This window comes from Pigmentiphaga sp. H8 (assembly GCF_003854895.1).
In the GTDB taxonomy this organism is placed as follows: Bacteria; Pseudomonadota; Gammaproteobacteria; order Burkholderiales; family Burkholderiaceae_B; genus Pigmentiphaga.
In genome coordinates, this window is record NZ_CP033966.1 from 231,862 (window position 1) to 257,574 (window position 25,713).

At 67.8% G+C, this 25,713-nt stretch carries 28 protein-coding genes; 17 read left to right on the forward strand and 11 right to left on the reverse strand.

The features are described 5' to 3' along the window. The first annotated feature begins 24 nt into the window (after positions 1 to 24). Genes EGT29_RS01105 through EGT29_RS01130 form a run of 6 tightly spaced genes read left to right on the forward strand, consistent with a single transcriptional unit; the run spans position 25 to position 5,284 of the window. Complete coding sequence (locus EGT29_RS01105) at positions 25 to 1,230, forward strand: CaiB/BaiF CoA-transferase family protein (protein ID WP_124687296.1); 1,206 nt, start codon at positions 25 to 27, stop codon at positions 1,228 to 1,230. After that, positions 1,227 to 2,075: a CoA ester lyase gene (locus EGT29_RS01110; protein ID WP_161567647.1), complete on the forward strand. Its 849-nt coding sequence runs from the start codon at positions 1,227 to 1,229 to the stop codon at positions 2,073 to 2,075. The genes EGT29_RS01105 and EGT29_RS01110 overlap by 4 nt, the downstream gene beginning before the upstream one ends. Before the next feature lie 19 nt (positions 2,076 to 2,094). After that, complete coding sequence (locus EGT29_RS01115) at positions 2,095 to 3,087, forward strand: tripartite tricarboxylate transporter substrate binding protein (protein WP_124687298.1); 993 nt, start codon at positions 2,095 to 2,097, stop codon at positions 3,085 to 3,087. A 24-nt stretch (positions 3,088 to 3,111) separates the two neighbouring features. Next, complete coding sequence (locus tag EGT29_RS01120; protein WP_124687299.1) at positions 3,112 to 4,083, forward strand: tripartite tricarboxylate transporter substrate binding protein; 972 nt, start codon at positions 3,112 to 3,114, stop codon at positions 4,081 to 4,083. 5 nt (positions 4,084 to 4,088) lie between these two features. Continuing rightward, entirely contained in the window at positions 4,089 to 4,955 is an 867-nt protein-coding gene (locus EGT29_RS01125; protein ID WP_161567648.1) for an oxaloacetate decarboxylase, read from the forward strand. A 17-nt stretch (positions 4,956 to 4,972) separates the two neighbouring features. Next, entirely contained in the window at positions 4,973 to 5,284 is a 312-nt protein-coding gene (locus EGT29_RS01130; RefSeq protein WP_124687301.1) for a YciI family protein, read from the forward strand. 10 nt (positions 5,285 to 5,294) lie between these two features. On the opposite strand, the gene EGT29_RS01135 is transcribed toward EGT29_RS01130, so the two are convergent. Together EGT29_RS01135 and aceE are read right to left on the reverse strand one after the other, a co-directional pair. Continuing rightward, complete coding sequence (locus EGT29_RS01135; RefSeq protein ID WP_124687302.1) at positions 5,295 to 5,612, reverse strand: YnfA family protein; 318 nt, start codon at positions 5,610 to 5,612, stop codon at positions 5,295 to 5,297. 28 nt (positions 5,613 to 5,640) lie between these two features. Further along, the gene (gene aceE / locus EGT29_RS01140; RefSeq protein ID WP_124687303.1) at positions 5,641 to 8,310 is read right to left on the reverse strand and encodes a pyruvate dehydrogenase (acetyl-transferring), homodimeric type; all 2,670 of its coding nucleotides are present in this window, start codon (positions 8,308 to 8,310) and stop codon (positions 5,641 to 5,643) included. A gap of 135 nt (positions 8,311 to 8,445) precedes the next feature. On the opposite strand from aceE, the gene EGT29_RS01145 reads away from it, so the two are divergent. Then, positions 8,446 to 8,907: a MarR family winged helix-turn-helix transcriptional regulator gene (locus EGT29_RS01145; protein WP_124687304.1), complete on the forward strand. Its 462-nt coding sequence runs from the start codon at positions 8,446 to 8,448 to the stop codon at positions 8,905 to 8,907. Here EGT29_RS01145 and EGT29_RS01150 read toward each other — a convergent pair. After that, positions 8,904 to 9,950, reverse strand: a complete 1,047-nt coding sequence (locus EGT29_RS01150) for a pyruvate dehydrogenase (protein ID WP_124687305.1) — start codon at positions 9,948 to 9,950, stop codon at positions 8,904 to 8,906. The genes EGT29_RS01145 and EGT29_RS01150 overlap by 4 nt on opposite strands. A 96-nt stretch (positions 9,951 to 10,046) precedes the next feature. On the opposite strand from EGT29_RS01150, the gene EGT29_RS01155 reads away from it, so the two are divergent. Both EGT29_RS01155 and EGT29_RS01160 read left to right on the forward strand, forming a co-directional pair. Beyond that, positions 10,047 to 10,718, forward strand: a complete 672-nt coding sequence (locus EGT29_RS01155) for a glutathione S-transferase family protein (protein ID WP_124687306.1) — start codon at positions 10,047 to 10,049, stop codon at positions 10,716 to 10,718. Between the two features lie 4 nt (positions 10,719 to 10,722). Then, positions 10,723 to 11,046, forward strand: a complete 324-nt coding sequence (locus EGT29_RS01160) for a multidrug efflux SMR transporter (RefSeq protein ID WP_124687307.1) — start codon at positions 10,723 to 10,725, stop codon at positions 11,044 to 11,046. Here the strand turns inward: EGT29_RS01160 and EGT29_RS01165 are convergent. Next, positions 11,027 to 11,947, reverse strand: coding sequence for a LysR substrate-binding domain-containing protein (locus EGT29_RS01165; RefSeq protein WP_124687308.1), 921 nt, complete (start codon positions 11,945 to 11,947; stop codon positions 11,027 to 11,029). The two genes, EGT29_RS01160 and EGT29_RS01165, sit on opposite strands and share 20 nt — an antisense overlap. A 134-nt stretch (positions 11,948 to 12,081) precedes the next feature. Here EGT29_RS01165 and EGT29_RS01170 point away from each other — a divergent pair, with 134 nt between their 5' ends. Further along, positions 12,082 to 12,717, forward strand: a complete 636-nt coding sequence (locus EGT29_RS01170; RefSeq protein ID WP_124687309.1) for a flavodoxin family protein — start codon at positions 12,082 to 12,084, stop codon at positions 12,715 to 12,717. 30 nt (positions 12,718 to 12,747) lie between these two features. Here EGT29_RS01170 and EGT29_RS01175 read toward each other — a convergent pair whose 3' ends face one another. After that, positions 12,748 to 13,218 carry an Hsp20 family protein gene (locus EGT29_RS01175; protein WP_124687310.1) on the reverse strand — a complete coding sequence of 157 codons (471 nt, stop codon included), beginning with the start codon at positions 13,216 to 13,218 and terminating at the stop codon, positions 12,748 to 12,750. Positions 13,219 to 13,320: 102 nt separating this feature from the next. Next, positions 13,321 to 14,511, reverse strand: a complete 1,191-nt coding sequence (locus EGT29_RS01180) for an MFS transporter (RefSeq protein ID WP_124687311.1) — start codon at positions 14,509 to 14,511, stop codon at positions 13,321 to 13,323. A gap of 94 nt (positions 14,512 to 14,605) precedes the next feature. On the opposite strand from EGT29_RS01180, the gene EGT29_RS01185 reads away from it, so the two are divergent. After that, the gene (locus tag EGT29_RS01185; protein ID WP_124687312.1) at positions 14,606 to 15,508 is read left to right on the forward strand and encodes a LysR family transcriptional regulator; all 903 of its coding nucleotides are present in this window, start codon (positions 14,606 to 14,608) and stop codon (positions 15,506 to 15,508) included. On the opposite strand, the gene prpE is transcribed toward EGT29_RS01185, so the two are convergent. Further along, positions 15,505 to 17,403 (reverse strand): propionate--CoA ligase, encoded by a 1,899-nt coding sequence (prpE, locus tag EGT29_RS01190; RefSeq protein ID WP_238160257.1) that lies wholly within the window; start codon positions 17,401 to 17,403, stop codon positions 15,505 to 15,507. The two genes, EGT29_RS01185 and prpE, sit on opposite strands and share 4 nt — an antisense overlap. A 143-nt stretch (positions 17,404 to 17,546) precedes the next feature. Between prpE and EGT29_RS01195 the strand changes: the two genes are divergently transcribed. The 3 genes from EGT29_RS01195 (at position 17,547) to leuA (ending at position 20,188) form a co-directional block, all read left to right on the forward strand. Further along, positions 17,547 to 17,765, forward strand: coding sequence for an AbrB/MazE/SpoVT family DNA-binding domain-containing protein (locus EGT29_RS01195; protein WP_124687314.1), 219 nt, complete (start codon positions 17,547 to 17,549; stop codon positions 17,763 to 17,765). Next, positions 17,762 to 18,181: a putative toxin-antitoxin system toxin component, PIN family gene (locus tag EGT29_RS01200; RefSeq protein ID WP_124687315.1), complete on the forward strand. Its 420-nt coding sequence runs from the start codon at positions 17,762 to 17,764 to the stop codon at positions 18,179 to 18,181. Before EGT29_RS01195 ends, EGT29_RS01200 begins: the two co-directional genes overlap by 4 nt. 306 nt (positions 18,182 to 18,487) lie before the next feature. Then, positions 18,488 to 20,188, forward strand: coding sequence for a 2-isopropylmalate synthase (gene leuA / locus EGT29_RS01205; protein ID WP_124687316.1), 1,701 nt, complete (start codon positions 18,488 to 18,490; stop codon positions 20,186 to 20,188). 40 nt (positions 20,189 to 20,228) lie between these two features. Here the strand turns inward: leuA and EGT29_RS01210 are convergent, their stop codons facing one another. The 4 genes from EGT29_RS01210 to EGT29_RS01225 all read right to left on the reverse strand — a co-directional run bounded on the left by EGT29_RS01210 (position 20,229) and on the right by EGT29_RS01225 (position 22,354). Beyond that, on the reverse strand, positions 20,229 to 20,636 hold the full coding sequence (locus EGT29_RS01210) for a hypothetical protein (protein ID WP_124687317.1): 408 nt from the start codon (positions 20,634 to 20,636) through the stop codon (positions 20,229 to 20,231). Continuing rightward, complete coding sequence (locus tag EGT29_RS01215) at positions 20,633 to 21,331, reverse strand: DUF433 domain-containing protein (protein ID WP_238160258.1); 699 nt, start codon at positions 21,329 to 21,331, stop codon at positions 20,633 to 20,635. Before EGT29_RS01215 ends, EGT29_RS01210 begins: the two co-directional genes overlap by 4 nt. A gap of 103 nt (positions 21,332 to 21,434) precedes the next feature. Further along, positions 21,435 to 22,019: a DUF924 family protein gene (locus tag EGT29_RS01220; protein WP_124687319.1), complete on the reverse strand. Its 585-nt coding sequence runs from the start codon at positions 22,017 to 22,019 to the stop codon at positions 21,435 to 21,437. Positions 22,020 to 22,030: 11 nt separating this feature from the next. Beyond that, positions 22,031 to 22,354, reverse strand: coding sequence for a DUF1840 domain-containing protein (locus EGT29_RS01225; RefSeq protein ID WP_124687320.1), 324 nt, complete (start codon positions 22,352 to 22,354; stop codon positions 22,031 to 22,033). Positions 22,355 to 22,565: 211 nt separating this feature from the next. Here EGT29_RS01225 and argS point away from each other — a divergent pair, with 211 nt between their 5' ends. The 3 genes from argS to EGT29_RS01240 all read left to right on the forward strand — a co-directional run bounded on the left by argS (position 22,566) and on the right by EGT29_RS01240 (position 25,707). Continuing rightward, entirely contained in the window at positions 22,566 to 24,251 is a 1,686-nt protein-coding gene (gene argS / locus EGT29_RS01230) for an arginine--tRNA ligase (RefSeq protein WP_124687321.1), read from the forward strand. 102 nt (positions 24,252 to 24,353) lie between these two features. Next, entirely contained in the window at positions 24,354 to 24,956 is a 603-nt protein-coding gene (locus EGT29_RS01235; RefSeq protein ID WP_124692167.1) for an SPOR domain-containing protein, read from the forward strand. 91 nt (positions 24,957 to 25,047) lie between these two features. Beyond that, complete coding sequence (locus EGT29_RS01240; RefSeq protein WP_238160260.1) at positions 25,048 to 25,707, forward strand: thiol:disulfide interchange protein DsbA/DsbL; 660 nt, start codon at positions 25,048 to 25,050, stop codon at positions 25,705 to 25,707. The last annotated feature ends 6 nt before the right edge of the window (positions 25,708 to 25,713 follow it).

The window sequence follows — 25,713 nt, forward strand, 5'->3', positions numbered from 1 at the left end:
TCAAACGTTTGATCACGGCACATCATGAACGATACCCGTCCTTTGCGAGGCTTGTCGGTCGTCGAATTCGGCAATTTCATCGCCGGTCCCTATGCCTGCATGCTGCTGGCCGACATGGGGGCCGACGTCATCAAGGTCGAGTCCATCGACGGCGGCGACATGGCGCGGCACACGCCGCCTTTCGTCGATGGCCACAGCGCCAGCTTCATGGCATTGAACCGCAACAAGCGCAGCATCGCACTCGATCTCAAGACGGACGCGGGGCGCGAGGTCGCGATCCGGCTGATCCAGCGCGCCGACGCGCTGGTCGAGAATTTCCGGCCGGGCGTGATGGACAAGCTGGGCCTGGGCAAGGAGGCCATGACCGCGCTCAACCCCCGGCTGGTGTACGTGGCGGTCTCGGGATTCGGCCAGACGTCGTCGGAGCGCGGCCATGCCGCGGTGAACCTGATCATCGAGGCGGCGTCAGGGACGCTGTCGGTCAGCGGCGAGCCGGGCCGGATGCCCGTGCGCCCCGGTATCCAGACGGGCGACATGATAGGCGCGCTGTTCGCCGCCTATGCGGCCCTGAGCGGACTGCTGGGCGCGGCCCGGCATGGCGAGGGGCGCTTCGCCGACGTCTCGCTGATCGAGGCCTCGGTCGGCGCGGCCGCCTTCGAGACCGCCGAGTACCTGGCGACCCATCGCGTTCCCCTGCCGCTGGGCAACCGGCACCGCCTGACCGCGCCCTACCAGTTGTTCGAGACGCGGGACGGCCGCCACGTCGCGCTGGGCGCGCCGAACGATGCGCTGTTCGGGCGCCTGTGCCAGGTGCTGGGGGTGGAGCCGCTGGTGGCGGATCCGCGCTTTGCCCGCTATGCCGACAGGAAACGCCACGAGGAAGAACTGGTGCCGCTGATCCAGGCCGAGGTGGCCGGATGGGGCGCCGACGAATTGGTCCAGGCGCTGCGGCAGGCCGGTGTGCCGTGCAGTCTGGTGCGCAATTACGAGGAAGTGCTGCGTGGGGGACACGGCACCGAGCGGGGCCTGGTCGCCATCGCGCCCCACGCGGAGCTGGGCAGCTACGAGACGGTGCGCAACCCCATCCTGTTCGACCATGGGACGCCGGCCATCACGCGCGGCGCGCCGCTGCTGGGCGAGCACACCGGTGAACTGCTGGCCGAGCTGGGTTATGCGGAATCCGAGAGGCTCGCGCTGGTGGATGCTGGCGCGGCGGGAGGACGGGCGTGAACGACGACCGCCACGCGAAGACCTGGTTGTTCGTGCCCGCGCATCGGCCCGAGCTGGTGGCGAAGGCCCTGGCCTCGGCGGCCGACGGCGTCATGCTCGACCTCGAGGACGCCGTGCCGGACGAGTGCAAGGCGCAGGCCAGGGCAGCCCTGCCGGCGATCCCGCCCAGGGCGCACGGTCGGACGTGGGTACGCGTCAACGCGCGGGCCACCGCTTGGCATGCCGATGACGTGCGGGCGGCGATGCAGGCGCCGAGCGTCCAGGGTGTGCTGTGCCCCAAGGTCGAGGACGTGGCCGACCTCATCGCGCCCGGCGTCCTGGCCGCGCGGCCGGGCATGGCACAGGGCGCGCTGGTGGAGAGCGCCTTGGGCGTCATGCGCCTGTTCGGCATGCTTGAACGGGTGCCGGATGTGGGCATGGTCATGTTCGGGGGCGCCGAGGGCGCCGACCTCATGACCGATCTCGGCTGCGGCTGGAGCATAGACGGCCCGGAACTGCTGCATGCCCGGCAGCACACGGTGTTGTCGGCGCGGGGCTTCAAGCGCGTCGCGCTGGTGGACGGTGTCTATGCGCGCGTGGACGACACGGAAGGGCTTGCGCGCGACACCCGGTTGTCGCGCGGCCTGGGCTTTCGCGCCCGGGCCGTGGTCCATCCCTCGCAGATAGCCGTGGTCAACGATATCTATGCGCCGACGGTCGACGAAACCGCCTGGGCCACCGAGGTCGTCCAGGTCTTCGAGGCCGCGGTCGACCATGGCACGGCCGCTCTGCGCCTGCGCGGCCGGCTGGTCGATGCGGCGATGTACAAGGCGGCCCGCCTGACGTTGGGCAAGAGCGATCAATAACGATAGGGAAGGAGACACCATGCACAGGAAGACCGGTCGATCGGATGCCCTCTGCATCCTGCTGCCCGCCGCGGCCGCGTTGCTGATATCCCCGCTCGCGTCGGGGCAGGAAAACCATGCCCGGCCGATACGCATGATCGTGCCGTTCTCGGCGGGCGCGTCCCCCGACGTCATGACTCGCATCGTCGCCGATACGCTGAGCCGGCAGCTCGGCACGCCGGTCATTGTCGAGAACAAGGCTGGCGCGGGCGGCAACATCGGCGCGGAATACGCCGCCCGGCAGCCGGGCGACGGCCACACCATCTTCGTGGGCAGCACGGCGAACCTGGCGGTGAACAAGACCCTGTACGCGCAGCTGCCCTACGATCCGGAGCGCGATTTCCGCCCCGTCAGCATCGCCTGGGTGACCCGCAACGTGCTGATCGTGCCGGCCGGCGCGCCCTATCGTTCGGTGCAGGACGTGATCGCCCGGGCCCGCACCGAACCCGGCAAGCTCACCTATGGATCGCCGGGGCCGGGCACCGCGGGCCACCTGATCGGCGAGCTGTTCCAGACCGCCACGCACACCAAGGTGACCCACGTTCCCTACAAGGGACAGAACCAGGTCGTGACCGACCTCTTGGGCGGGCACATCGATTTTTCCTTCGAGACCATAGGCAGCGCGCTGCCCAACATCGAGTCCGGCAAGGTCCGGGCCCTGGCCATCACCGGGGCGGATCGCCATCCCAAGCTGCCCGACACGCCCACCTTCTCGGAGGCCGGCGTACCCAGCGTGGACCGGCTGCAAGGCTGGGCCATGTTCGCCGTGCCGGCCTCGACCCCGCCCGGTGTGGTCCAGCGCGTGCAGTCGGAGCTGGCGAAGGCGCTGGCCGACGAGGCGACACGCGCCAAGCTGACCGGGCTGGGCGTCGATCTGCGCATCACCACGCCCGAGCAGACGCGCCAGTTCCTGAAGGAAGAAGTCGAACACTGGGGCGCAGTGGTCCGCAGCGCCGGCATCCGCTTCGATTGACAAGAACCCACGAGGAGACATCCGATGAAATACTTGCCGCTTGCCGTGCTCGGCGCATCGCTGGCCGCGCCGACGCTTGCCGCCGCCCGCGACGCCGGGGCATTTCCGTCGCACCCGATCACCATCGTTGTGCCCTTCGCCGCTGGCGGCAGCACCGACACGCTCGCGCGGTCCGTCGCGCAGAAGCTGGGGGAGCGCCTGGGTACGACGGTCGTGGTCGAGAACAAGGCGGGCGCGGCGGGTGCCATCGGTGCCCAGGCGGTGGCCGCGGCGGCGCCGGACGGCCATACGCTGCTGGTGGCCACCACCAGCACGCACAGCATCCTGCCGGCGCTGCGCAAGCTGTCCTACGACAGCGACGCCAGTTTCGAGCCCGTCATCGGACTGGGCACCGCGCCCAACGTGCTGGTCGTCAGCCCGACGCTGCCGGTGTCCAACATCGCGGAGTTCATCCGCTACGCGAAACAGAACCCAGGCAAACTCAGCTTTTCCTCCAGCGGCGCGGGCACCATCACCCACCTGATCGGCGAGAACTTCAAGCTGCTGGCCGGCATCGATGCCGTGCACATCCCCTACAAGACCGGCGTGCAGGCCGTGCCCGACATCACCTCGGGCCGCGTCAGCTTCGCCTTCGACAGCGTGGTGTGGACCCTGCCCCAGGCGCGGCAGGAAAAGGTCAAGGCCCTGGCGATCACCAGCGCCGCGCGTTCGCCGCTGGCGCCCGAGCTGCCCACGCTGAGCGAAAGTGGCCTGAGCGGCTTCGAGGGCATCACCTGGTTCGGCATCATGGCGCCCAAGGGTGTGCCGGCGCCGGTGGTCGGCAAACTGAACACCGAAATCAACGCCATCCTGCAGGACCCCGCCATTAGGAAGCAGCTCGAAGCACAGGGCGCGGAGCCCATGGGCGGCGCGCCGGGCCGGCTTTCCGCGCTGATGCGCGCGGAGGCGGAGAAATGGCAGTCCGTCATCAAGGCGGCAAAAGTTACCTTGGAGTAGGCAGCATGCAAGAGTTCGAGAACACCCAAAGCTTTCGCCAACTGGTTCAGACCGAGCGCCCGCTGGTGCTGCCGGGCGCGCACGATGCCCTGTCCGCGCTGCTGATCAGGCAGGCCGGTTTCAAGGCCTATTTCATCGGCGGCTTTCCCCTGGTGGGCGCGCGCTACGGGCTGCCCGACATCGGTCTGGCCGCGCTGGGCGAAATCGCGGCCGGCATCCGCGACATCATGGCCGCATCCGACCTGCCGGTGCTGGTGGACGTGGACAATGGCTATGGCGATATCAAGAACGTCGTCCACTCGGTCCACACCTACGAGAAGCTCGGCGCCCAGGCACTGTTCTTCGAGGACCAGGTCTCGCCCAAGCGGTGCGGGCACATCGCCGGCAAGACGCTGCTGTCCACCGAGGACATGGAGACCCGCATCCGCGCCGCGGCCGAGAACCGGCTGAACCCGGACACCTTCATCATCGCCCGTACCGACGCGCGCGAGGTCTACGACCTGGACGAGGCGCTGCGGCGCGGCGAGCGCTACGCGAAAGCCGGCGCCGACGGCATCTTCATCGAGGCGCCCGAATCGGTCGAGGAACTGGAGACCATAGGCAAGTCGCTGGACGCCACGCTCATGGCCAACATGCTCGAAGGCGGCCGCACGCCCATCCTGCGGCCCGCCGAACTCGAACAACTGGGCTTTCGCATCGTGATCTACGGCATCAATCTCCTGATGCATGCCACGAAGACCATGCGCGAGTGCCTGGAAGACATCCGTTCGGGCGAACTCAGGCTGACCGGCCGCGGCGTGAGTTTCGAGGAATACAAACGGATCGTCGGCTTCTATGACTGGGCCGCGCTCGAAGATCGCTACGCCAGATAATCCCGTGGAGTAACGCCATGTTGTATGTCTTCCATCTGCTGGACAACAGGCAGCCGGGCATTCCCGAACTCCGGGCGAGCGTGCGGCCGGACCACAAGCAATACCTGGAGCGCGTCCGGGACCGGATCGCGTTCGCCGGTCCGCTGCTGGGCGGGGGAGGCGACGAGGACTTCGTCGGCAGCCTGCTCGTCATCGATTTCGACAGCGAAGCGGACGCGCGGGCCTGGCTCGAGGGCGAACCGTTCACCCGCGCCGGCGTGTACGGCGAGCGGCGGATGCATGCGTTCCAGAGCCTGTGGCCGCAGCGGGCGGGGTTCGTTGCGGGGTGAACCGGCAGGCTCAGCGGGGCTGGAAGATGATGATGCCCATGCCGGCCAACGCCACCGCCGCGCCCGCCACGTCCCACGAGGTGGGCCGTATGCCGTCCACGGCCCACAGCCATACGATGGCGGCGCCGATGTAGACGCCCCCATAGGCGGCATAGACCCGGCCGGCCGCGGTGGGATGCAGGGTCAGCAGCCAGGCGAACAGCGCCAGGCTGGCCGCCGCGGGAAGCAGCAGCCAGGCGGAGCGGCCTTCCCGCAGCCACAAGTAGGGAAGGTAGCAGCCGACGATCTCCGCCAAGGCGGTGGCGACGTAGAGAAGAAAGGTGCGCATGCCGGCATTGTGGCATGCCTCTCTTCGTTCACACCGCGGCCGGATCCGGCTTGTCGGCGGCTATGCCGTAGCGCTGCATGGCCTGGGTTACCGTGGCCGGCGGGATGGCGCCTTCGTCGGCCAGGGCCTTCAGCGTCGCGACCACGATGAAGTGCCGGTCCACCTCGAAGAAGCTCCGCAGCGACTCTCGAGTGTCGGAGCGCCCGAATCCGTCGGTGCCCAGCGCGACGAAGCGGCGGCCGCCGACGAAGGGGCGGATCTGGTCGGCCACGATCTTCATGTAGTCGGTCGCGGCCACGATGGGGCCCTGGCGCCCGGCCAGGCACTGTTGCACGTAGGGTGCGCGTGGCGCGGCCTCGGGATGCAGCAGGTTCCAGCGTTCGGCGGCCAGGCCGTTGCGCCGCAGCTCGGTCAGGCTGGTGGCGCTCCAGACGTCGGCGGCGACGGAATAGTCGTTCTCCAGCAGCTCGGCCGCCGCGATGACCTCGCGCAGGATGGCGCCGCTGCCCAGCAACTGCGCGCGGGGACGCGCCGCCGGGGCAGCGGATGCGCGGAACAGGTACAGGCCTTTCAGGATGCCTTCCCGGTCCGGCTCGCGCAGGGCGGGGTGGGGGTAGTTTTCGTTCAGCAGCGTGATGTAGTAGTAGATGTCTTCCTGTTCGACGTACATCCGGCGCAGCCCGTCCTGGATGATGACCGCCAGTTCGTACGAGAAGGTGGGGTCGTACGAGACGCAGCTGGGAATGACCGAGGACAGCACGTGGCTGTGCCCGTCGTCGTGCTGCAGGCCCTCGCCCATCAGCGTCGTGCGGCCGGACGTGGCGCCCAGCAGAAAGCCCCGCGTGCGCGCGTCGGCGGCCGCCCAGGCAAGATCGCCCACGCGCTGCAGGCCGAACATGGAATAGAAGATGTAGAAGGGGATGGTGGCGAGGCCGTGGGTGCTGTACGAGGTCCCAGCGGCGATCCAGGACGAGATGGCGCCCGATTCGTTGATGCCTTCCTGGAGGATCTGGCCATCGCGCGCTTCCCTGTAGTAGCTGAGCTGGCCGGCATCCTGCGGGGTATAGAGCTGGCCCAGGTGCGAATGGATGCCGATCTGCCGGAACAGGCCTTCCATGCCGAAGGTGCGCGATTCGTCGGGCACGATGGGGATGACCAGCGGACCCAGCGCCGGGTCCTTCAGCAAGGTGCTCAGGATGCGCACGAAGGCCATGGTGGTGGAGGCGCCGCGTTCGCCGGTGTCCTTCAAGTGGGCGGCGAAGGCATCGAGCGCGGGGATAGGCAGCGGGGCCATGGCGCCGCTGCGTGCGGGGACATGGCCACCCAGGCTGGCCCGCCGTTCGGCCAGGTAGCGCGCCTCCTGGCTGCCCGGCTCGGGCTTCAGGTAGGGCAGGTCGGCCAGTTGCTCGTCGGTCAGCGGCAGCGAGAAGCGGTCGCGGAAGGCCCGGACCGAGTTGTCCGCCATCTTCTTCAATTGATGGTTGATGTTCTGTCCCTCGCCCGACTCCCCCATGCCGAAGCCTTTCACCGTCTTGGCCAGGACCACGGTGGGCTGGCCCGCGTGCGTGGTGGCGGCCGCATAGGCGGCATGGACTTTCTCGTGGTCGTGGCCGCCGCGCGCCAACTGCCAGATCTCGTCGTCCGTCAGATGCGCGACCATCTCCAGCAGTTCCGGATACTTGCCGAAGAAGTGCTGGCGCACGTAGGCGCCGTCCTGCGACTTGAAGGTCTGGTAGTCGCCGTCCACGCACTCCATCATCCGGCGGCGCAGGAGGCCGCCCTGGTCGCGGGCCAGGAGGGCATCCCAGCCGCCACCCCAGATGACCTTGATGACGTTCCAGCCCGCGGCCCTGAACGTGCCCTCCAGTTCCTGGATGACCTTGCCGTTGCCGCGCACCGGACCGTCCAGCCGCTGCAGGTTGCAGTTGACGACGAAGATCAGGTTGTCCAGTTTCTCCCGTCCGGCCAGCGCGATGGCCGCCAGCGATTCGGGCTGATCCATTTCGCCGTCGCCCAGGAAGGCCCAGACCTTGCGCCCCTGCTGGAGCTTGAGGCCGCGATAGTCCAGGTAGCGCATATAGCGCGCCTGATAGGCGGCGGTCAGCGGGCCCAGGCCCATGGAAACCGTGGGGAATTGCCAGAAATCCGGCATGAGCCGGGGATGGGGATAGGACGACAGGCCGGGGCGTCCGGCTTCCCGCCGGAAATCGTCCAGGCGGGTTTCGTCGATGCGGCCTTCGATATAGGCGCGGCCGTAGATGCCGGGAGCGGAGTGCCCCTGGATGTAGACCAGGTCGCCGGCGAAGGTATCGGTCCGGCCGCGGAAGAAGTGGTCGAAGCCGACGTCGTACAGCGCCGCGGCTGACGCGTAGGTCGCGATGTGCCCGCCGACGTTGGAATGTTGGCCGGCGCGCAGCACCATGGCCATCGCGTTCCAGCGCACGTAGGCGCTTAGCCGGCGTTCGATGGCCAGGTCGCCGGGGTACAGGGGCTGGCGCGCGCGGGCAATGGTGTTGACGTAGGGCGTGGTGACCCGGCCGTGCAGGCTGCCGTGCTGCGCCACGTCCTCGTCCAGCAACTGGTCTATCAGGAAGTGCGCGCGATCGCGGCCTTCCACCGCCACGACGGCTTCCATGGCGTCCAGCCACTCTCGGGTTTCCTGGGGATCGATGTCGATGGGTGATGTCGGTTGGGACATGAGGGCGCTCCACTAAGGCTGCTGGCCTGGGGGTCGCCCGCGGCCACGCATATGATTGCAATTACAATGATAGCAAATGCAATTCTAAACCCTGCCCATATAATTGCAACTGCAATATCAACCCACGGAGCATTCATGGCCGCACAGCAAGCCGATCTTTGGTTCTCGTTCGTCCGCGCGCATCGCTGGATGATCCGGGAGATCGAGCGCCGCCTTGCCGCCGCGGACCTGCCTCCCTATGCCTGGTACGACGCCTTGTGGGGGCTGGAAAGCGGTCCCGGCGGCACCCGCCGCATGCACGAGCTGGCCGACGTCCTGGCCATCGAGCGCTACAACCTGACGCGGCTGGTGGATCGCCTGGAGCGCGAGGGGCTGGTCACGCGGGCGCGTTCGGCCGAGGACGGCCGGGCGGCCTACGCCTCGATCACCAAGGAGGGGCGCGCGCTGCGCCGCAAGATGTGGAAGGTGTACGAGACCGCCGTGGACGAACTTTTCCTGTCCCGGTTCAGCGGCGCCGAACGGGACCTGTTCGCCAAGGCGCTGGACCATGCCGCGGCGGACGCCAGGCGGTCGATGGAGGCGGGCGGCGCCGGCTAGCGGCCCGCCTCCTGCAACACCTTGATTGCCGCCAGGGCAAGCGCCCGGGATGACAGCGGGTCGTCCCGCGGCGCGATCGCCATGGAGTCATCGCCCACGGCCATGAACGGCCCGCTCACGTGGGCGCCGATCTGTTCGGCGATGCGGCGGGGGTAGGCGGTGGCCGCGATGACCGGACCCCGGCCCCGCGCCAGGCAGCGGACGAGATGCGAAGCTTCCGCCGGCTCGTCCGGGTGCAACAGCGCACGCCACGAAGCCTGGCGCGCTTCGCGCGCCAGCCGCGTGTAGCTCGGGCAGCTCCAGACCTCCGCGCCTATGCGCCAGCCCCGCCACAACAAGCGCGCCGCGCGCAACCCGGCATGCAGTACCGTCCCCGCCGCGAGCAGCCGGACGCGGGCAATGGCGGCTCCGGCCGGGATGGCTCGAGCCAGGTACATGCCCCGTACCGCATCGGATGCCATGGCCGGATCCATGATGGTGCCGGCTCGGGTTGGCAGGTCGTGCGCCGACAGATAGTAGAAGCGGCGGGTGCCGTGGCCATACATGTCCTTCAGGGCACCTTCCAGAACGGCCCGGGCCTCGTCGGCGCAGGCCAGGTCGTAGGGCACATAGTCCAGGTTGTCGGCCAGCCACAGCGGCAGTTCCGCGTGGCGCTCCGGGATGGCCCCTTCCCGCCAGGCGGTGGCTTCGTTGCACAGCACGCCGCGTTGGCGCAACTGCGCCGCCAGCCCTTGCAACCCGGCCACCGACGGAATGCGGCACAGGCAGACCAGGGGCCGTTCGTAGCGGGCCGCATTGCGGCGGAACCAGATCGGCCAAGCGCTGGCCATCGCTGTCGCGCCGTTCGCGGCGCGGCTGCGGACCACCCACGCGCGGTCCGCCAGCGCATCGGCTTCCAGCACCCGCGCGCTGGCCTCGATGGTCTGCCAGGGGCTGAGCGAAGCCTGCCCGGCTGGTTTCCCGCAGGGGCTCAATGCCGCCAGACAACTGGCCGCCGCGCGGCGGGTGGCGGCATCGTCGTTCGAAACGAAGGAAAAGGACATCGCTCGCCTCCTCTTGCGCAACGGGTCGTGGTGCGTCATAGTTGCCAATACAATAATTGTAATTGCAATTAATTGCCGATGCCAAGGAGCTCAACCATGACCAGGAAAGACGCCATCACGCTCTATACCGCCGACACGCCCAACGGGCTGAAGATCGGCATTTTTCTTCAGGAAGCGGGTATCCCGTACGCCCAGGTCGCACTGGACCTGGGGCGGGGCGACCAGCACCAGCCGGACTACCTGGCCATCAATCCCAACGGCAAGATTCCCGCTATCGTCGATGGGGATGCCGGGCTGGCGATATTCGAATCGGGCGCCATCCTGGACTATCTGGCGGACAAGTCCGAGCGCTTCTCGGCATCGACCCCGGCGGGGCGCGCGCAGGTGCGCCAATGGCTGTACTTTCAGGTGGGCGGCATCGGTCCCATGCTGGGGCAGTTGTGGTGGTTCCTGCACGGCGCCGGCGGCACCAATGCCGAGGCCATCGCTCGCTACCGGAAAGAATCCCATCGTTTGTTCGGCGTGGTCGAACGCCGGCTGCGGGCATCCCGCTTCCTGGCGATGGACGACTACACGATCGCCGACATGGCGGCCTTTCCATGGCTGCGCACGCATGAGGAACTGGACCTCGACGTCGCGGACTATCCGGCGGTTCGCCGCTGGCTGGCGGACATCGCGGCGCGGCCGGCGGTACAGCGGGCCATCGCGGCCAATCGCCTGCCGGGCACCTCGCGCCACGATGCCGCGGCGACGGTCGCGCGGGCGTAGCGTCATGGCCTGGACCTATCTGTTGGCGGCGGCCTGCCTGGAGGTGGTGATGGGGGTGGCGCTCAAGCTCAACGCCGGCTGGAGCCGGCCCCTGCCCAGCGCGGTGGCGGTCGTGGCGGGGCTGGGCAGCATCTTCCTGCTGGCGCACGCCTTGCGCGCGCTGCCCCTGGGCATCGCCTACGCGGTCTGGACCGGCCTGGGTACCGTCGGGCTGACGGCGCTCGGCATGGTGTGGTTCGGCGAAGGCGCGCCGCCCGGCCGCCTGTTCTTCCTGACGCTTGCCGTGACTGGCATCGCCGGCCTGCGTTTCACCGAGTCGGCCGGCTGACCGGCTCGTCGCCCCGCGCGCCGGCGAACTCCCGTTCGATCCAGGCCAGGAAGGCGCGGGCCGGCGGGTGGCGTTCGCGGCCGGGAGCGCACAGCACGATGTAGCGGTCGCCCGGTACGCGCACCCCGGGCTTGAACGGCCGCAGCAGCCCGGTGCCGACGGCATCCGACACCATGATCGAGCTCGCCAGCACCAACCCCTGGCCAGCGATCGCGGCCTGCAAGGCGTAGTGCTCTTCCTCGTAGTGCCGCACGGACGGCCGTCCGTCCAGCCAGCTCAGGCCCGCCGCCGCGCACCATTGCCGCCAGCCGTGCTCGTACAGGGTGGAGTCGCGCCATTGCACCGAGATCAGCGTCGGCCTGGCCTGGGCGGCCGCGCGGACGGCGGCCGGCGTGCCATAGACGCCGAAGGATTCGGCCAGCGCCGCCGGTGCCAGCAGGCCCGGCGGCTCGGTCCCGCCGTAGCGGATGGCCACGTCCACGCTGGCGTCCTGCAACAGGTCGACCACGCGTTCGGTGGCGTCCAGCCGCACTTCGCAGCCGGGATGTTCCTGGTAGAAGCGGCCCAGCCGGGGCACGAGCCACAGGGCCGCGAAGGAATGCGTGGTGGTGACGGTGACCACGCCCGTGCCGGGCCGTGGCCGCAGGGCGTCCATGGCCTGGCCGATGTCCAGCAGCGCGCCATGCACGGTTTCCAGCAGCCGCGCGCCTGGCGTGGTCAGCGTCACGCCGCGCGCCTCGCGCTGGAACAGGGCCGCCCCCAGGTGGTGCTCCAGCGTCCGGATCTGGTGGGACACCGCGGTAGGCGTGACGTGCAGCTCCTGCGCGGCCAGCTTGAAGCTGCGCAGCCGCGCGGCGGCTTCGAAGGTGCGCAGGGCGTTCAGGGGCAGTCGGGCGAACACAGGGCAGCCAGCCTAGAGATGAGTTGAATTCATCTTATTGGAAAGAAGCTCATTCGCCAAGAACCGGGCTTGCCACCTAAATTCCTTTCATGCCCGGCACGCCCGGGCCACTTCTTTCCACGGGAATGCATGAAATGGACTCATCTTCTTCGATCCTCATCCTGGTCGGCAGCCCCCGCCGGGACGGCAACAGCGCGTTGCTGGCCCGCGCGGTCGAGACCGGGGCGCGGGAGGCGGGGCTTGCCCCGCGCCTGCGTTTCCTGGACGACTACATCAGCGGATTCCTGGGCGACCGTACGCCCGCATTCGAGCTGCCGGCCGATCGCTACGGCGAACTCTTCCTGGAAGAATTCCTGCCCGCCGCCGGCGTGGTGTTCTGCACGCCCATTTACTGGTACGGGATGTCGGCGCAGACCAAGGCCTTCTTCGATCGCTCGTTCGCCTACTATTCGGGCACCTACCCGCATCATGCGGACGTGATGAAGCGCATGCAGGGCAAGCGGCTGGCGCTGACCCTGGCCTCGGAAGAGAGCTACCCCGGAGCCGGGCTGGGCATCGTGCACCAGGTGCAGGAATTCGCCCGATATAGCCACTCGGCCTTCGTCGGCTACGTGCATGGCGCGGGCAACCGCCGCGGCGAAGTCGCGCGCGACCCCCGCGACCCGGTCGGGGCGGCCAGGCGGCTGGGGGCCGAGCTGCTGCGGCGGCCCTATACGGACTATCGCATCGATACGCCGCGCAGCCACGACGTGTGGGATGCGGCGGCGTAGGGGGCGGAGCGTTGCCGCTCCGCCGCGCCGTCAGGCGGCGTTGGCCAGCGCGGGCTGCTCGCGCGGGGCCGGGGCGGCGCTGCCGATCTCGATGCGCCGGGGCTTGGCGGCCTCGGGCACCTCACGGACCAGGTCGATGTTCAACAGGCCGTTCTCGAGATGCGCACCGCGCACTTCGATATGGTCGGCCAGCCGGAACGAGAGCTTGAACGCGCGCTGCGCGATGCCCTGGTGCAGGTAGGTGACGGGACCTTCGCTTTTCTCGCGCCGGCCGCCGGTCACGGTCAGCACGCCGCTCTCGACCTGCAGGTCCAGGTCTTCGTCGCGCAGTCCGGCTGCCGCGATCACGATGCGGTAGTCGTCGTCGCCGCGCTTCTCGACGTTGTAGGGCGGATAGGTGCTGCCCGCGTCGTTGCGCAGGGCCGACTCGAACAGGTCATTGAAGCGGTCGAATCCGACCGATTGGCGGAACAGGGGCGCCAGAGAAAAAGTAGCGTTCATGGATCGAATCTCCTGATGGTCAGCAAGTTTCACGGGGACCCGATTGCGGCATCCCCTGAACCCAATCTCTGGACGATCGCGCGCATTTCAAGCCCCTGCCGTTCATCTTCCGGAGTGCCGCAGGCCCAGGGCCACGGCCAGCGCCAGGACGCCCGCCCCGCCGGCGATGCCCGCCGCGGCCGGCCAGCCGCACGCCTGGATCAGGCCGCCGACCGCGGCCGGACCCACGACCTGGCCCAGGTTGTTGCCCTGCATCATCAGCCCGACCACCAGCGGCACCCGGGCCGGACTGGGCGCCGCGCGCGGAGCCGTCGCCAGCAGCGTGGCGGGGATCAGTCCGCCGGCGGCCGAGAAAAGCACGCACAGCGCGAAGCTGCCGGCGTCGGGCAGCACGGACAGGAAGACTCCGCTTCCCGTCAGGCCCATGACGACGCTGCCGCCGGCCACCAGGCCCCATCTGGCCATCCCGCGCCCCATCAGGACGCCGGCGCAGAGATTGCCGGCGATGTTGGCCGCCGTGGCGGCGGCAGCCAGGAGCCCGGCGGTCTGTAGCGGCATCCCCATCCGTTCGGTCAGCAGAATGGGCAGGAAATTGAACAGCGCGAAGAACTGCAGGCTGTACAGTCCGAATCCGGCGGCCAGCAGCAAGGGTTCCCGGCCACGCAGTGTCGCCAGCGCGTCGCGGCCCGTGTCGCGCCATCCCCGCCAGTCGCCGCGCGCCGAAGGAGGAAGCAGCAGGACGGCGGCCGCCGCGGCCAGCGACAGCGCCGCGCTGCTCCACCACAAGATCCGCCAGGACGAGAACAGGGGGCCGAGCAGCATCGCCAGCGCGATGCCGGTGGGCATGAAGCAGCTCCACAGCGCGAAGGCCAGATCGCGCTGTCCGGCGGCGACCACGCGTTGCAGCAGTGCCGGCCCGGCGACGACCACCAGCAGGAAACCCAGGCCTTCGAGCAGGCGGGAAGCCAGCAGCCAGGCATAGTCCGGCGCGGCCGCGCCCAGTGCCGCGCCCAGCGCGCTGGTGCCCAGGCCGGCAAGAAAGACGCGGCGGTCGCCACGGGCCGCCACCAGCGATCCGGCGGGCATGCCGCCCAGCATGCCGAGCACGGCGATGACGGCCGTGAGCCAGCCGATGGCGGCCAGGTCCAGTCCCATGTCGGCGCGCAGCAGCGGCGCGGCGATCGAGGCCTTGCCGACCTGCAGCGCCAGCACCACGCCGCCGCCGACGATGACCGCGACACTCGCCCAGCTGTTCTTTTCCCGTACCGCGATGTCTTGTTGGCTTGCCCGCATCGTGCATTCCTGTTCGTCAGGCTGCCAGCATAGGGTTGGCCGTCGATCGACAAAAGTGACATTATTTAGATGTTTTCTATCCAAATAATCGATCATGATCGACGCCCTGACCCTGGACCAGATGCGTGTGTTCGCCGCCGTGGCGGAAACGGGAAGCTTCCGGGCGGGGGCCGGCCGGCTGCGGCGCGCGCAGTCGGCCGTCAGCCATGCCATCGCCAGGATGGAAGGAGAACTGGGCGTCGCGCTGTTCGATCGCGGCGGACATCGCCCTGTCCTGACTCACGAGGGGCAGGCCCTCTTGAGCAACGTGCGGGACATCCTGCTGCGCGTGGACGCCATGCGGGCTCGGGCGCGGGGCATGGGCGAGGGCGTCGAGCTCGAGCTTGCGCTGGTGGTGGACACGCTGTTTCCGATAGCCTGGGTGGCGCAGGCCCTGAATGCCATGCGGTCCCGCTATCCGGCCGTGGCGGTGCGGCTGGCGGTCGAGCCGCTGGGCGGGCCGCTGTCGGGACTGCTCGATCGGCGCTATGGCGTGGGCATCACGGTGGGCGAGCACTTCCGCAGTCCGCAGATCGCCATGCAAGCCCTGGCGGCGGTCGAGGTGGTGGCGGTGGCCGGCGCATCCCACCCGCTGGCGGCAACGGCTACGCCCCTGCAGATGGCGGACCTGGCCGGCCATCTGCAGATCGTGCTGGCCGATCCCTCCTCGTTGACACCGGGACAGGATTTCGGCGTGCTTTCGCCGCAGACCTGCCGCGTCAACACGCAGGACACCAAGCACCAGCTCATCCTTGCGGGCGTGGGCTGGGGGCGCCTGCCGGCGTGGCAGGTGGAGCGGGACCTGGCCGAGGGCCGGCTGGTGCGGCTGGCCGTGTCCGCGCTGGGCCGCGACAGCTCGCTGGCGTCGGAGGCCTACCTGGCGCATCGCGTGGACGCGCCGCCGGGGCCCGCGGCGCGGGCCTTCTGCCAGGCGCTGGCCGCGGCCGCCAAGCGCTAGGCCGGCGGAAACATCGCGTCCTTCAACTGCTGCAACGCGCCGGCGTCCTCGATGGTGGTGAGGTCGCCGGGGTCGCGCCCTTCGGCAATGGCCTGGATGGCCCGCCGCAGCAGCTTGCCCGAGCGGGTCTTGGGCAGCGCGTTCACGAAGAACACCCGCGCCGGGCGGGCCACCGCGCCCAGCCTGCGCTCGACCGTCTGCATGACCTCGCCTTCCAGCCGCATGCGGCCTTCGGGCGTCGCGGCACGCTCTGCGCTGCGCGCGATGGCGAAGGCCATCGCCACCTGGCCCTTCAGCGCGTCCTGCACGCCCACCACCGCGACCTCGGCGATGTCCGGATGGCTGGAGACGCTTTCCTCGATCTCGCGGGTTCCCAGCCGATGTCCCGCGACGTTGATGACGTCGTCGGTGCGGCCCAGGATGGTGACGTAGCCGTCCTCGTCCTGGATGCCCCAGTCGAAGCTGGAATACAGCAGCTTGCCGGGAAAGCCCGACCAGTAGGTGGAAACGTAGCGCGCGTCGTCGCCCCAGATCGTGGACATGCAGCCCGGCGGCAGCGGCGCTTCCAGCGCCACCACGCCCTTGCGCCCGGGCGGACACGGCTCGCCCGTCTGTTCGTCCACGATCTTCAACCGATAGCCGTACACCGGCAGGCCGGGCGAACCGAACTTGGTGGGCAGGTCCTCCACTCCGCGCGGCAGCGCCAGCATGGGCCAGCCGGTCTCGGTCTGCCAGTAGTTGTCGACCACCGGCTTGCCGATGGCCTCGTGTATCCAGCGCGCGGTGGGCTCGTCCAGCGGCTCGCCGGCCAGGAACAAGGTGCGCAGCGTGGAAAGGTCATGGCGGCGCAGCGTTTCCGGATCCTGCTTCTTCAGCACCCGTATTGCGGTGGGGGCGCTGAACATGTGGGTGACGCGGTACTGCTCCACCAGCTTCCACCAGATCGCGCCGTCGGGGCGCACCGGCGTGCCTTCGTACATCAGCGTCGTCATGCCCGCGATCAGCGGCCCGTAGACGATGTAGCTGTGGCCCACTACCCAGCCGACGTCCGAGGTGGTGAACATCACGTCGCCCGCTTGCGCGCAGAAGATGTGGCGCATCGACGCGGCCAGCGCCACGGCATAGCCGCCGGTGTCGCGCTGCACGCCCTTGGGCCGGCCCGTGGTGCCGGAGGTGTAGAGGATGTAGGAAGGTTCGTTCGACTCCAGCCAGACGCAGGGAATGCGGGCGTGCGCATGGCGCTCGCGCAGCGCCGTGTAGTCGTGGTCCCGCCCTTCCTGCAAGGTCATGGATGCCAGGCCCCGGTCCACCAGCAGCACGCTGGCCGGCGCATGCGAGGCCAGATGCAGCGCTTCGTCCAGCAGCGGCTTGTAGGGAATGACCTTGCCCGCGCGCGAGCCGGCATCGGCCGACACCACCAGGGCCGGCCGGGCGTCGTCGATGCGCGTGGCCAGGCTGGCCGAGGCGAAGCCGCCGAACACCACCGAGTGGATGGCGCCTATCCGTACGCAGGCCAGCATCGCGAACGCGGCCTCGGGAATCATGGGCATGTAGATCAGCACCCGGTCGCCGCGCCGCACGCCCAGGGCCTGCATCACCGCGGCCATCCGGTTCACTTCGTCGTGCAGTTGCGCGTAGGTGTAGGCGGACTCGGTGCCGGTCTCGGTCGAGACGTGGATCAGCGCGGGCTGGCCGCCGCGCTCGGCCAGGTGCCGGTCGACCGCGTTGTGGCACAGATTGGTCAGTCCGCCGACGAACCAGCGCGAGAAGGGAGGATGCGACAGGTCCAGCGGCTGGGCGGCGGGAGCGTGCCAGTCGACGAGCCGCGCCTGCTCGCTCCAGAACGGCCCGGGTTCGTCCACCGAGCGGGCATGGAAGGCCTGGTAGCTTGCCACGGCAGTCTCCTTCTGGTTGTCGGAAGATGGTGGACTGGCGTTGGGCAAGGGGATATCCCGGGTTTACCCCGAATTTAGATAGGGCGTGATTCCTTACTATGATAAAGTAAGGAAATAAGATTTGTTGGTTTATGGAGGTTCCTATGCTTGCCAAGCTGACATCGAAAAACCAGATCACCTTGCCCAAGGCCGCGGTCTCCAGCGTGGACGAGACGGACTATTTCGACGTAACGGTCGAGAATGGGCGCATCGTATTGACCCCGGTCAGAGTCCATCAGGCTCAAGCCGTCCGTGACAAGCTGGAGCAGCTGGGCATTACCGAGCAGGATGTCGAAGAGGCCCTTGCTTGGGCACGGCGATGACGCGTCGCGTCGTGCTCGACACCAACATCGTGCTGTCGGCGCTGACGTTCACTTCGGGCCGGCTGGCCTGGATACGCCGGGCCTGGCAGGATGGGAGGCTTGCGCCTCTGGTCTGCCGGGCTACCGCCAATGAATTGCTGCGTGTCCTGGCTTATCCCAAGTTCCGGTTGTCAGCCAGTGACCAGAACGACCTGCTCGCGGATTTTCTTCCGTATGCCGAGGTCGTCACGTTGCCCGCCGTCTGGCCGATCCTGCCCGAATGCCGTGATAAGAAGGACCAGGTCTTCGTCGTGCTCGCCCATGTTGCCGGGGCCGAGGCCCTGGTGACTGGCGATGCGGACCTGCTGGCCTTGCGGGCGCAGGCTCCATTCCCCATATGGACGGCCGACCATCTCGCCGACATCGCCGGTGCCTGATGGCGTCGTAGTTTTTGCCCAGGCGGCTTGCCAGCAATCCGGATTTGTGGTTGACTATCACATCTATCCGAATTTTTCCCCAAGCACGATCGCAACCATGGCCATCTCCGCCATCCGCTCCGCCGCCTCCCTGCGCCAAGCCGCGCCGGGTGCCGACGTGCGCGCGATCGTCGCCCTCATTGCTTCCTCGCTACTACTACCGATCGGTTGCCGGGCCTAGCGTCCTCGTGGCAGTTCGGCAGCCCCCTCTCGGCCACTCACACGGTCCATCCGTCCATTCCGAGTCCGCAGTAGCAGGAGCAGTCCATCATGTTGAAGAATCCCGAGGCGAAATACCGCCCTTTCCCCGCCTACGACTTTTCCGAGCGTAGCTGGCCCAATCGCCGCATGACCAAGGCGCCGATCTGGATGAGCACCGATCTGCGCGACGGCAACCAGGCCTTGATCGAGCCCATGAACGGCGAGCGCAAGACGCGCATGTTCGAGAAGCTGGTCCAGATCGGCTTCAAGGAAATCGAGGTCGGTTTCCCGTCCGCTTCGCAGACGGATTTCGATTTCATCCGCGGCCTGATCGAGCAGAACCGGGTACCCGAGGACGTCACGATCGAGGTGCTGACGCAATCGCGTGAAGAACTCATCCGCCGCACCATCGAGTCGGTCGAAGGCGGCCGCCGGGTGATCGTGCACATGTACAACGCCATCGCGCCGGCCTTCCGCCGCATCGTGTTCGGCATGACGCGCGAAGAGGTCAAGCAGGTCGCGCTGGAAGGCACCCGCCTCATCAAGGAATTGACCGACGCGCGCCCCGATACCGAGTGGGTCTACCAGTATTCGCCCGAGGTATTCAGTTCGTCCGAACTCGATTTCGCCAAGGAAGTGTGCGATGCGGTGGTCGAGGCCTGGGGCGCGACGCCCAACCGCAAGATCATCCTGAATCTCCCGGCCACGGTCGAATGCGCGATGCCCAACATCTACGCCGACCAGATCGAGTGGATGCACCGCAACCTGGCCAACCGCGACAGCATCATCCTTAGCGTCCACCCGCACAACGACCGCGGTACCGCGGTGGCGGCGGCCGAGATGGCCGTGCTGGCCGGCGCCGAGCGCATCGAAGGCTGCCTGTTCGGCCACGGCGAACGCACCGGCAACGTCGACCTCGTCACCCTGGCCTTGAACTGCTACAGCCAGGGCGTCTCGCCGGGGCTCGACTTTTCCGACATCGACGACGTGCGCCGCTGCGTCGAATACTGCACCCAGTTGCCAGTGCATCCGCGCCATCCCTATGTGGGCGACCTCGTCTTCACCGCGTTCTCGGGCTCGCACCAGGACGCGATCAAGAAGGGCTTCGCGCAGCGCCAGCCGGATGCCGTCTGGGACGTTCCCTACTTGCCCATCGACCCGGCCGACCTGGGCCGCAGCTATGACGCGGTCATCCGCGTGAACAGCCAGTCCGGCAAGGGCGGGGTGTCCTACCTGCTGCAGCAGGAGTACGGTTTCGACTTGCCGCGCCGCCTCCAGATCGAGTTCAGCCGCGCCATCCAGCGCGTGACCGACGAGACCGGCAAGGAGGTCGTGGCCGCCGACGTCTACTCCATCTTCAGCCGCGAGTACCTGGAGCAGCACGAGCCCTATCGCTTCGTCCGCCATCGCATGGCCAGCGTCGAAGGCGGCGTGCGGGTCGAGGTCGACGTGCAGGCCAACGGCCAGGTCAGCACCCTGGTGGGTACCGGCAACGGCCCGATCGACGCCTTCGTGCAGGCGCTGAACATGCCGATGCGGATGATGGACTATCACGAGCACTCGATAGGCGTGGGCGCCGACGCGACCGCCGCCTGCTACGTGGAAGTGCGCGTGGGCGATGCCCCCACGGGCTTCGGCGTGGGCGTGGACAGCGACATCGTCACGGCTTCGTTCAAGGCCGTACTGAGCGCGGTCAACCGGCATATCCGCGACAGCGGGCAGCCGTCCGCGACGGCGGGGACCAAGCTTGCCGAAGTGAGCGTGTGATCAGGTCAGGCACGGGGCCACGTGCCCCTTGCCCAAGCCGCTACAGTTGCTTGAAGCGGGTGGAGACGCGCCAGGGGACCTCGACCGCGGCGCGTTCTACCGTGTTGGCCTGATCGACGATTCGGGGCCACCATAGGACCAACTGCGACAGCTTGTCCCAGTACTTCCGGCTGGACCAGCTCGATTGCAGTACGAAGACCGAGAGGCCGTACTGGCGAATGACCTGCCGCTCTGCGCCATTCTTTTTCCGGAAGGCATCCACGGACAGGATGGCCCAATCCCGCTCCTCACCGAGAGTCCGCAGCCAAACGATGTCGTCGGTGTTCTTGGGAAAGCGGCCGCGCAGGTGGCAGACTTCACCGATGCGGCCGGCCAGGACTCCCTGGCTCGCTTCGGCAAGCGCGGGCGCCCACTGTGGCGGGAGATTGTTGTCCAGGAGGAAGTTCAATGGACTCGTTGCCTCAGGCTTTCCTCAAACCTGACGGCAGATCTGACAAGACGCGGTGGAATGTCGTAGATCGCAGCCGTTGCCTTGATCGCTTCTTCGTTTCCGCCTTCGGCCATGTATGACGCGTGCAGGATGTCGGTTGGCGTACCTGCCGCTTCCACGATGGGGCTTCCGAACTGGCGGGAAGGGTCCAGGACAATGCCTTCCCGCTTAAGCAATGGATACCACCTGGACGCCTGGTCCTGGTGATACTCGATACCAGCGTACAGCGACGGGCTGATGATTTCCCGGAATACATGCTGTCTGTTCCGCAGATCCACCAACGCTTCGTCCATTCCAGCTTGCCGAATCGCTTCGCCAAATATCGTTCGGCCATCCGTTTTGAATTTCAGCGTGGTGAATGGATATTTGACGCCCCAGATCTGCTGGGCGGACTCCAGGCATTTGCGAACGACAAGCAGCGGTACGCCGTACTGGACGAATGCGTGGACGAAGCGAACTTCCAGCAAGTCGTGAAAGCCGATGACCTTTTCGTCGAATTCTTGCGTGGATAGCGCCGGTGTCCACAGCGGGGGAGACCAGGAGCGCGAGCGCGTGTCGCCCTGGCTTTTCTGGTAGTGGTACCCGAAAAGCCACCGATTCAATTGCCGCGAAGGGACGTCAATCAAACGAGCCGCTTCGCTCAGGCTGTACATACCGGTTCCTGCGTACATGGTCAGCTTTGGAGGAGAGCGACGAGGCCAGTTTAGCACCGGGGTCGTGCGGATCCAGCGTCGTCCTAGGCTCGTCTGGTCCTAGTCAAAACCCCGACCCGGGCTGCTTCAGGAACTCCAGTTCCTGCCCCGTGCTGGCTCGCCCAAGGGTGGCGTTGCGGTGGGGGAAGCGGCCGAAGCGCTCCACGATGTCGCGGTGGCGGATGGCGAAGTCCAGCGAGTTCTGGGAAGCGGGGTGTTCCTGCGCCAGCGTGGTGTACAGGGCCACGCATCGTTCCTGGATGCCGGGGTTTTCGCTGTGCATCAACGGCAGGTAGACGAATTCCCTTTGCACCGGCGGCAATTGCAGGTAGCGGCCCGAGTCGATCAGTTCCAGCGCATCGGCCAGCGCCTGCGGGTCGCCGGCGAAGGCGCGCGGCGTACCGCGCCAGGCGTTGCGGGGAAACTGGTCCAGCAGCACGATGCGCGCCAGCGCCCCGCCCAGTTCCCGCTTCCATTCGCGCAGGCCTCCGGCCACCGCCTGCTCGACCCGCGGCAGGAAGCGTCGTTCGATCTCGGCGTCGAAGTCGGGGTTCTTCTGGAACCAGACGTGGCGCGGCTTCAGGTAGCCGGGGTCGTCGGGGGGCAGGAACCAGAAGTCCAGTACGTCCTGCCAGGGCGGTCGGGTCATGCGGCGGCTCCTCAGCTTTCCCAGGTCACGTTGACGTCTTGCGCCTGCGCCTTGCGCAGCATGTCCAGCAGCGGAAAGGCGCGCTGCTTCAGGCCCACGTGGCTGGCGGCCTTCTCTTTTTCCTCGGGGTTGTCCTCGTCGTAGCGAGGCTCCTTCTCGACGCCTATCGCGGCCTCGATGCGGCGGATGGCCTCGGGCAGTTGCTCGGGCGTGAAGACGCCGCGCGTGCCCGCGGCGATCTCGGGCATCTTGCCGGCCAGTTCCAGCAGTGGCCGGGCGTGCTCGCCCAGCATGATGACTTCGCCGGCGGCCTTGGATCTGAAGGTGACGATCATGGTGTTGTGTTTTCCGTGTCGTGGACCGGTCTCCATTATGGCGGAAGTCGATGTGCGGCTTTTGGCGGGGGCTAATGTTATCCATACGCATCATGTGTTACCTGCGATGACAGAACGGCGTTCGCGGGAGTCCGCTTGGATGCCTTTCCCCTTCTCCCGCTCGCGGCTGTTAACATTCCGCTCTTGGTTTTTCATTTAGCGCGATCCAGCCATGCTCCCCGAGCAACAGGAACAACTTCTCGGCTTCCTGGGCGCCGCCGTCAAGGCCGTTGCCCCCGAAGCCACGCCCACCTTGCTGCTCGAGCGGCCCAAGGTGGCCTCCCACGGCGACGCCGCCACCAACGTGGCGATGCAGATCGCCAAGCCCCTCAAGCGCAATCCCCGCGAGCTGGCGCAGGCCATCGTCGATGCGCTGCTGGCGCTGCCGGGCGCGGCCGCCCTTGTCCAGAGCGCCGAGATCGCCGGTCCGGGTTTCATCAACCTGCGTATCGCGCCCGCCGCCAAGCAGGCGGTGGTCGACGCCATCCGCGTGCGCGGCGCCGAGTTCGGCCGCGCGCCGGCCAACGGCCGCAAGGTGATGGTCGAATTCGTGTCGGCCAACCCCACCGGTCCGCTGCACGTCGGCCATGCCCGCCAGGCCGCGCTGGGCGATGCGATCTGTCGCCTGTTCGACGCCAGCGGCTGGAACGTCACGCGCGAGTTCTACTACAACGACGCCGGCAACCAGATCCAGAACCTGGCGATCAGTGTCCAGGCGCGCGCGCGCGGCTTCGGTCCCGATCATCCGGATTTCCCGGCCGACGGTTATCGCGGTGAATACATCTCGGAAATCGCGACGGACTTCCTGGCCCGCAAGACGGTGCAGGCGGCCGACGCCGAGCCGGTCACCGGCTCGGGCGATCCCGAGAACCTGGACGACATCCGCAAGTTCGCCGTGGCCTACCTGCGCCGCGAGCAGGACCTGGACCTGCAGGCCTTCGACCTGAAGTTCGACAACTACTACCTGGAAAGCTCGCTGTACACGTCGGGCCGGGTCGAGCAGACCGTGCAGCGCCTGATCGCCAGCGGCCACACCTACGAGCAGGACGGCGCGCTGTGGCTGCGCACGACCGGGCTGGGCGAGGGCGACGACAAGGACCGCGTCATGCGCAAGTCCGAGGGCGGCTACACCTATTTCGTGCCGGACGTGGCCTATCACGTCACCAAGTGGGAGCGCGGCTACACCAAGGCCATCAACATCCAGGGTTCGGACCACCACGGCACCGTGGCGCGGGTGCGCTCGGGCCTGCAGGCGCTGGACGTGGGCATCCCCAAGGGCTACCCCGACTACGTGCTGCACAAGATGGTCAAGGTCATGCGCGGCGGCGAAGAGGTCAAGATCTCCAAGCGCGCCGGCAGCTACGTGACCATGCGCGACCTGATCGACTGGGTGGGCCGCGATGCGGTGCGCTACTTCCTGATCCAGCGCCGCGCCGACACCGAGTTCGTGTTCGACGTCGACCTTGCCCTCAAGCAGACCGACGAGAACCCCGTCTATTACATCCAGTACGCCCATGCGCGCATCTGTTCGGTGCTGGCGCAGTGGGGCGGCGACGAAGCCGACCTGGCGCGCGCGGATACCTCGCTGCTGACGGCCGAACGGGAATTCCTGCTGCTGCAGCGGCTGGCCGAGTTCCCGTCCATGGTGGGGCTGGCGGCCAACGATTTGTCGCCGCACCACGTCGCTTTCTGGCTCAAGGATTGCGCGGCCGATTTCCATGCCTACTACAATGCCGAGCGCGTGCTGGTGGACGACGAGGCGCTGAAGCTGGCGCGCCTGGCGCTGCTGGCCGCGACCCGGCAGGTGCTGGCCAACGGGCTGGCGTTGCTGGGCGTTTCCGCTCCGCAACGGATGTAACGATTCATGGCCTCCACAGCGAAGACGAAGCCTGCCCGCGGCGGCAAGCAGAGCAGCGCCAACCAACGCCAGGCCGCGCCCAAACGCGCGGTGGGCGGGACCATGTTCGGCCTGATGGCGGGATTGCTGGTCGGCCTGCTGGTGGCCGTGCTGGTGGCGTTCTACATCACCAAGGCGCCGGTGCCCTTCGTCAGCAAGGGAACGCGGCCGGCGGCGCCCGCGCAGCCGCCCGATCCGGCCAATGCGCCGGATCCGAACCGCAGCCTTTACGGCAGGGACGGTCCCGCCGGCGCGCCGTCGGCCTCGGGTCCTTCGGCCACGCAGCCGGCACCCGCGCCGGTGCCCCAGGCCACCCGCGATCCGCTGGGAGACTTCCTGGCCAGCCAGAACGTCGACAAGACCAGGAAGGGCGCGCAACCGTCCGCGCCGCCGGCAGCCGCTCCATCCCAGGCCCCCGCACCGGCGCCGGGCGCTTCGGGCACTTATTTCCTGCAGGTCGGCGCCTACCGCGTGATCGAGGATGCCGAGGCATTGAAGGCCAAGCTGGCCTTCATGGGGTTCGAGGCGCGCCTGGAGACGGCCGACGTGGCCGCCGGCACGGTGCACCGCGTACGCGTGGGGCCGTTCACCCGGCTCGACGACATGAACCGCACGCGCGCGCGCCTGGCCGAGAACGGCATCGAGGCCGCCGTCGTGAAGAAATGATCCGGATGGAACTTCGCGCCGCGTGCCGCGGTCCGAGTTTCCATCGCGCCCGGCCGGTCTGCCGTCCGGGCCACGTTATCAGAGGAATCCTATGATCGGTCGCTACGCTTTCCGCCACATGTTCGCCGGCCTGGCCTTGGCCGCCGGTTTCGTCGCCGCCCTGCCGGGCACCGCCCAGGCGCAGCAGCCGCGCGAAGGCACCGAGTACATCCGCCTGCAGCAGCCCCAGGCCACCGATTCGCCGGGCAAGATCGAGGTCACCGAGTTCTTCTGGTATAGCTGCCCGCACTGCAACGCGTTGGAGCCGAGCCTGGAGTCCTGGTTCAAGAAGCTGCCGGCCGATGTCGTGGTGCGCCGCGTGCCGGTGCGCTTCAATGCCGGCATGGAGCCGCAGCAGCGCCTGTACTACACCCTGGAAGCCCTGGGCAAGGTCGACCAGCTGCACCGCATGGTCTTCACCGCCATCCACGAACAGCGTCAGCCGCTGAACACGGCCAATCGCATTTTCGACTGGGCCGAGAAGCAGGGCCTGGACCGTGCCCAGTTCACGGCCGCCTACAACTCCTTCGGCGTCCAGAGCAAGGTGCAGCGCGCCACCAAGCTGGCCGAAGCCTACAAGATTGACGGCGTGCCCACCCTGGCCATCAACGGCCGCTACCTGACCTCGCCGTCGCTGACCGGCAGCAATCTCGGCGCTCTCCAGGTCGCGGACTTCCTGATCGGGAAAGAAAGGACCCCCCCTACGCGCTGACGCGCG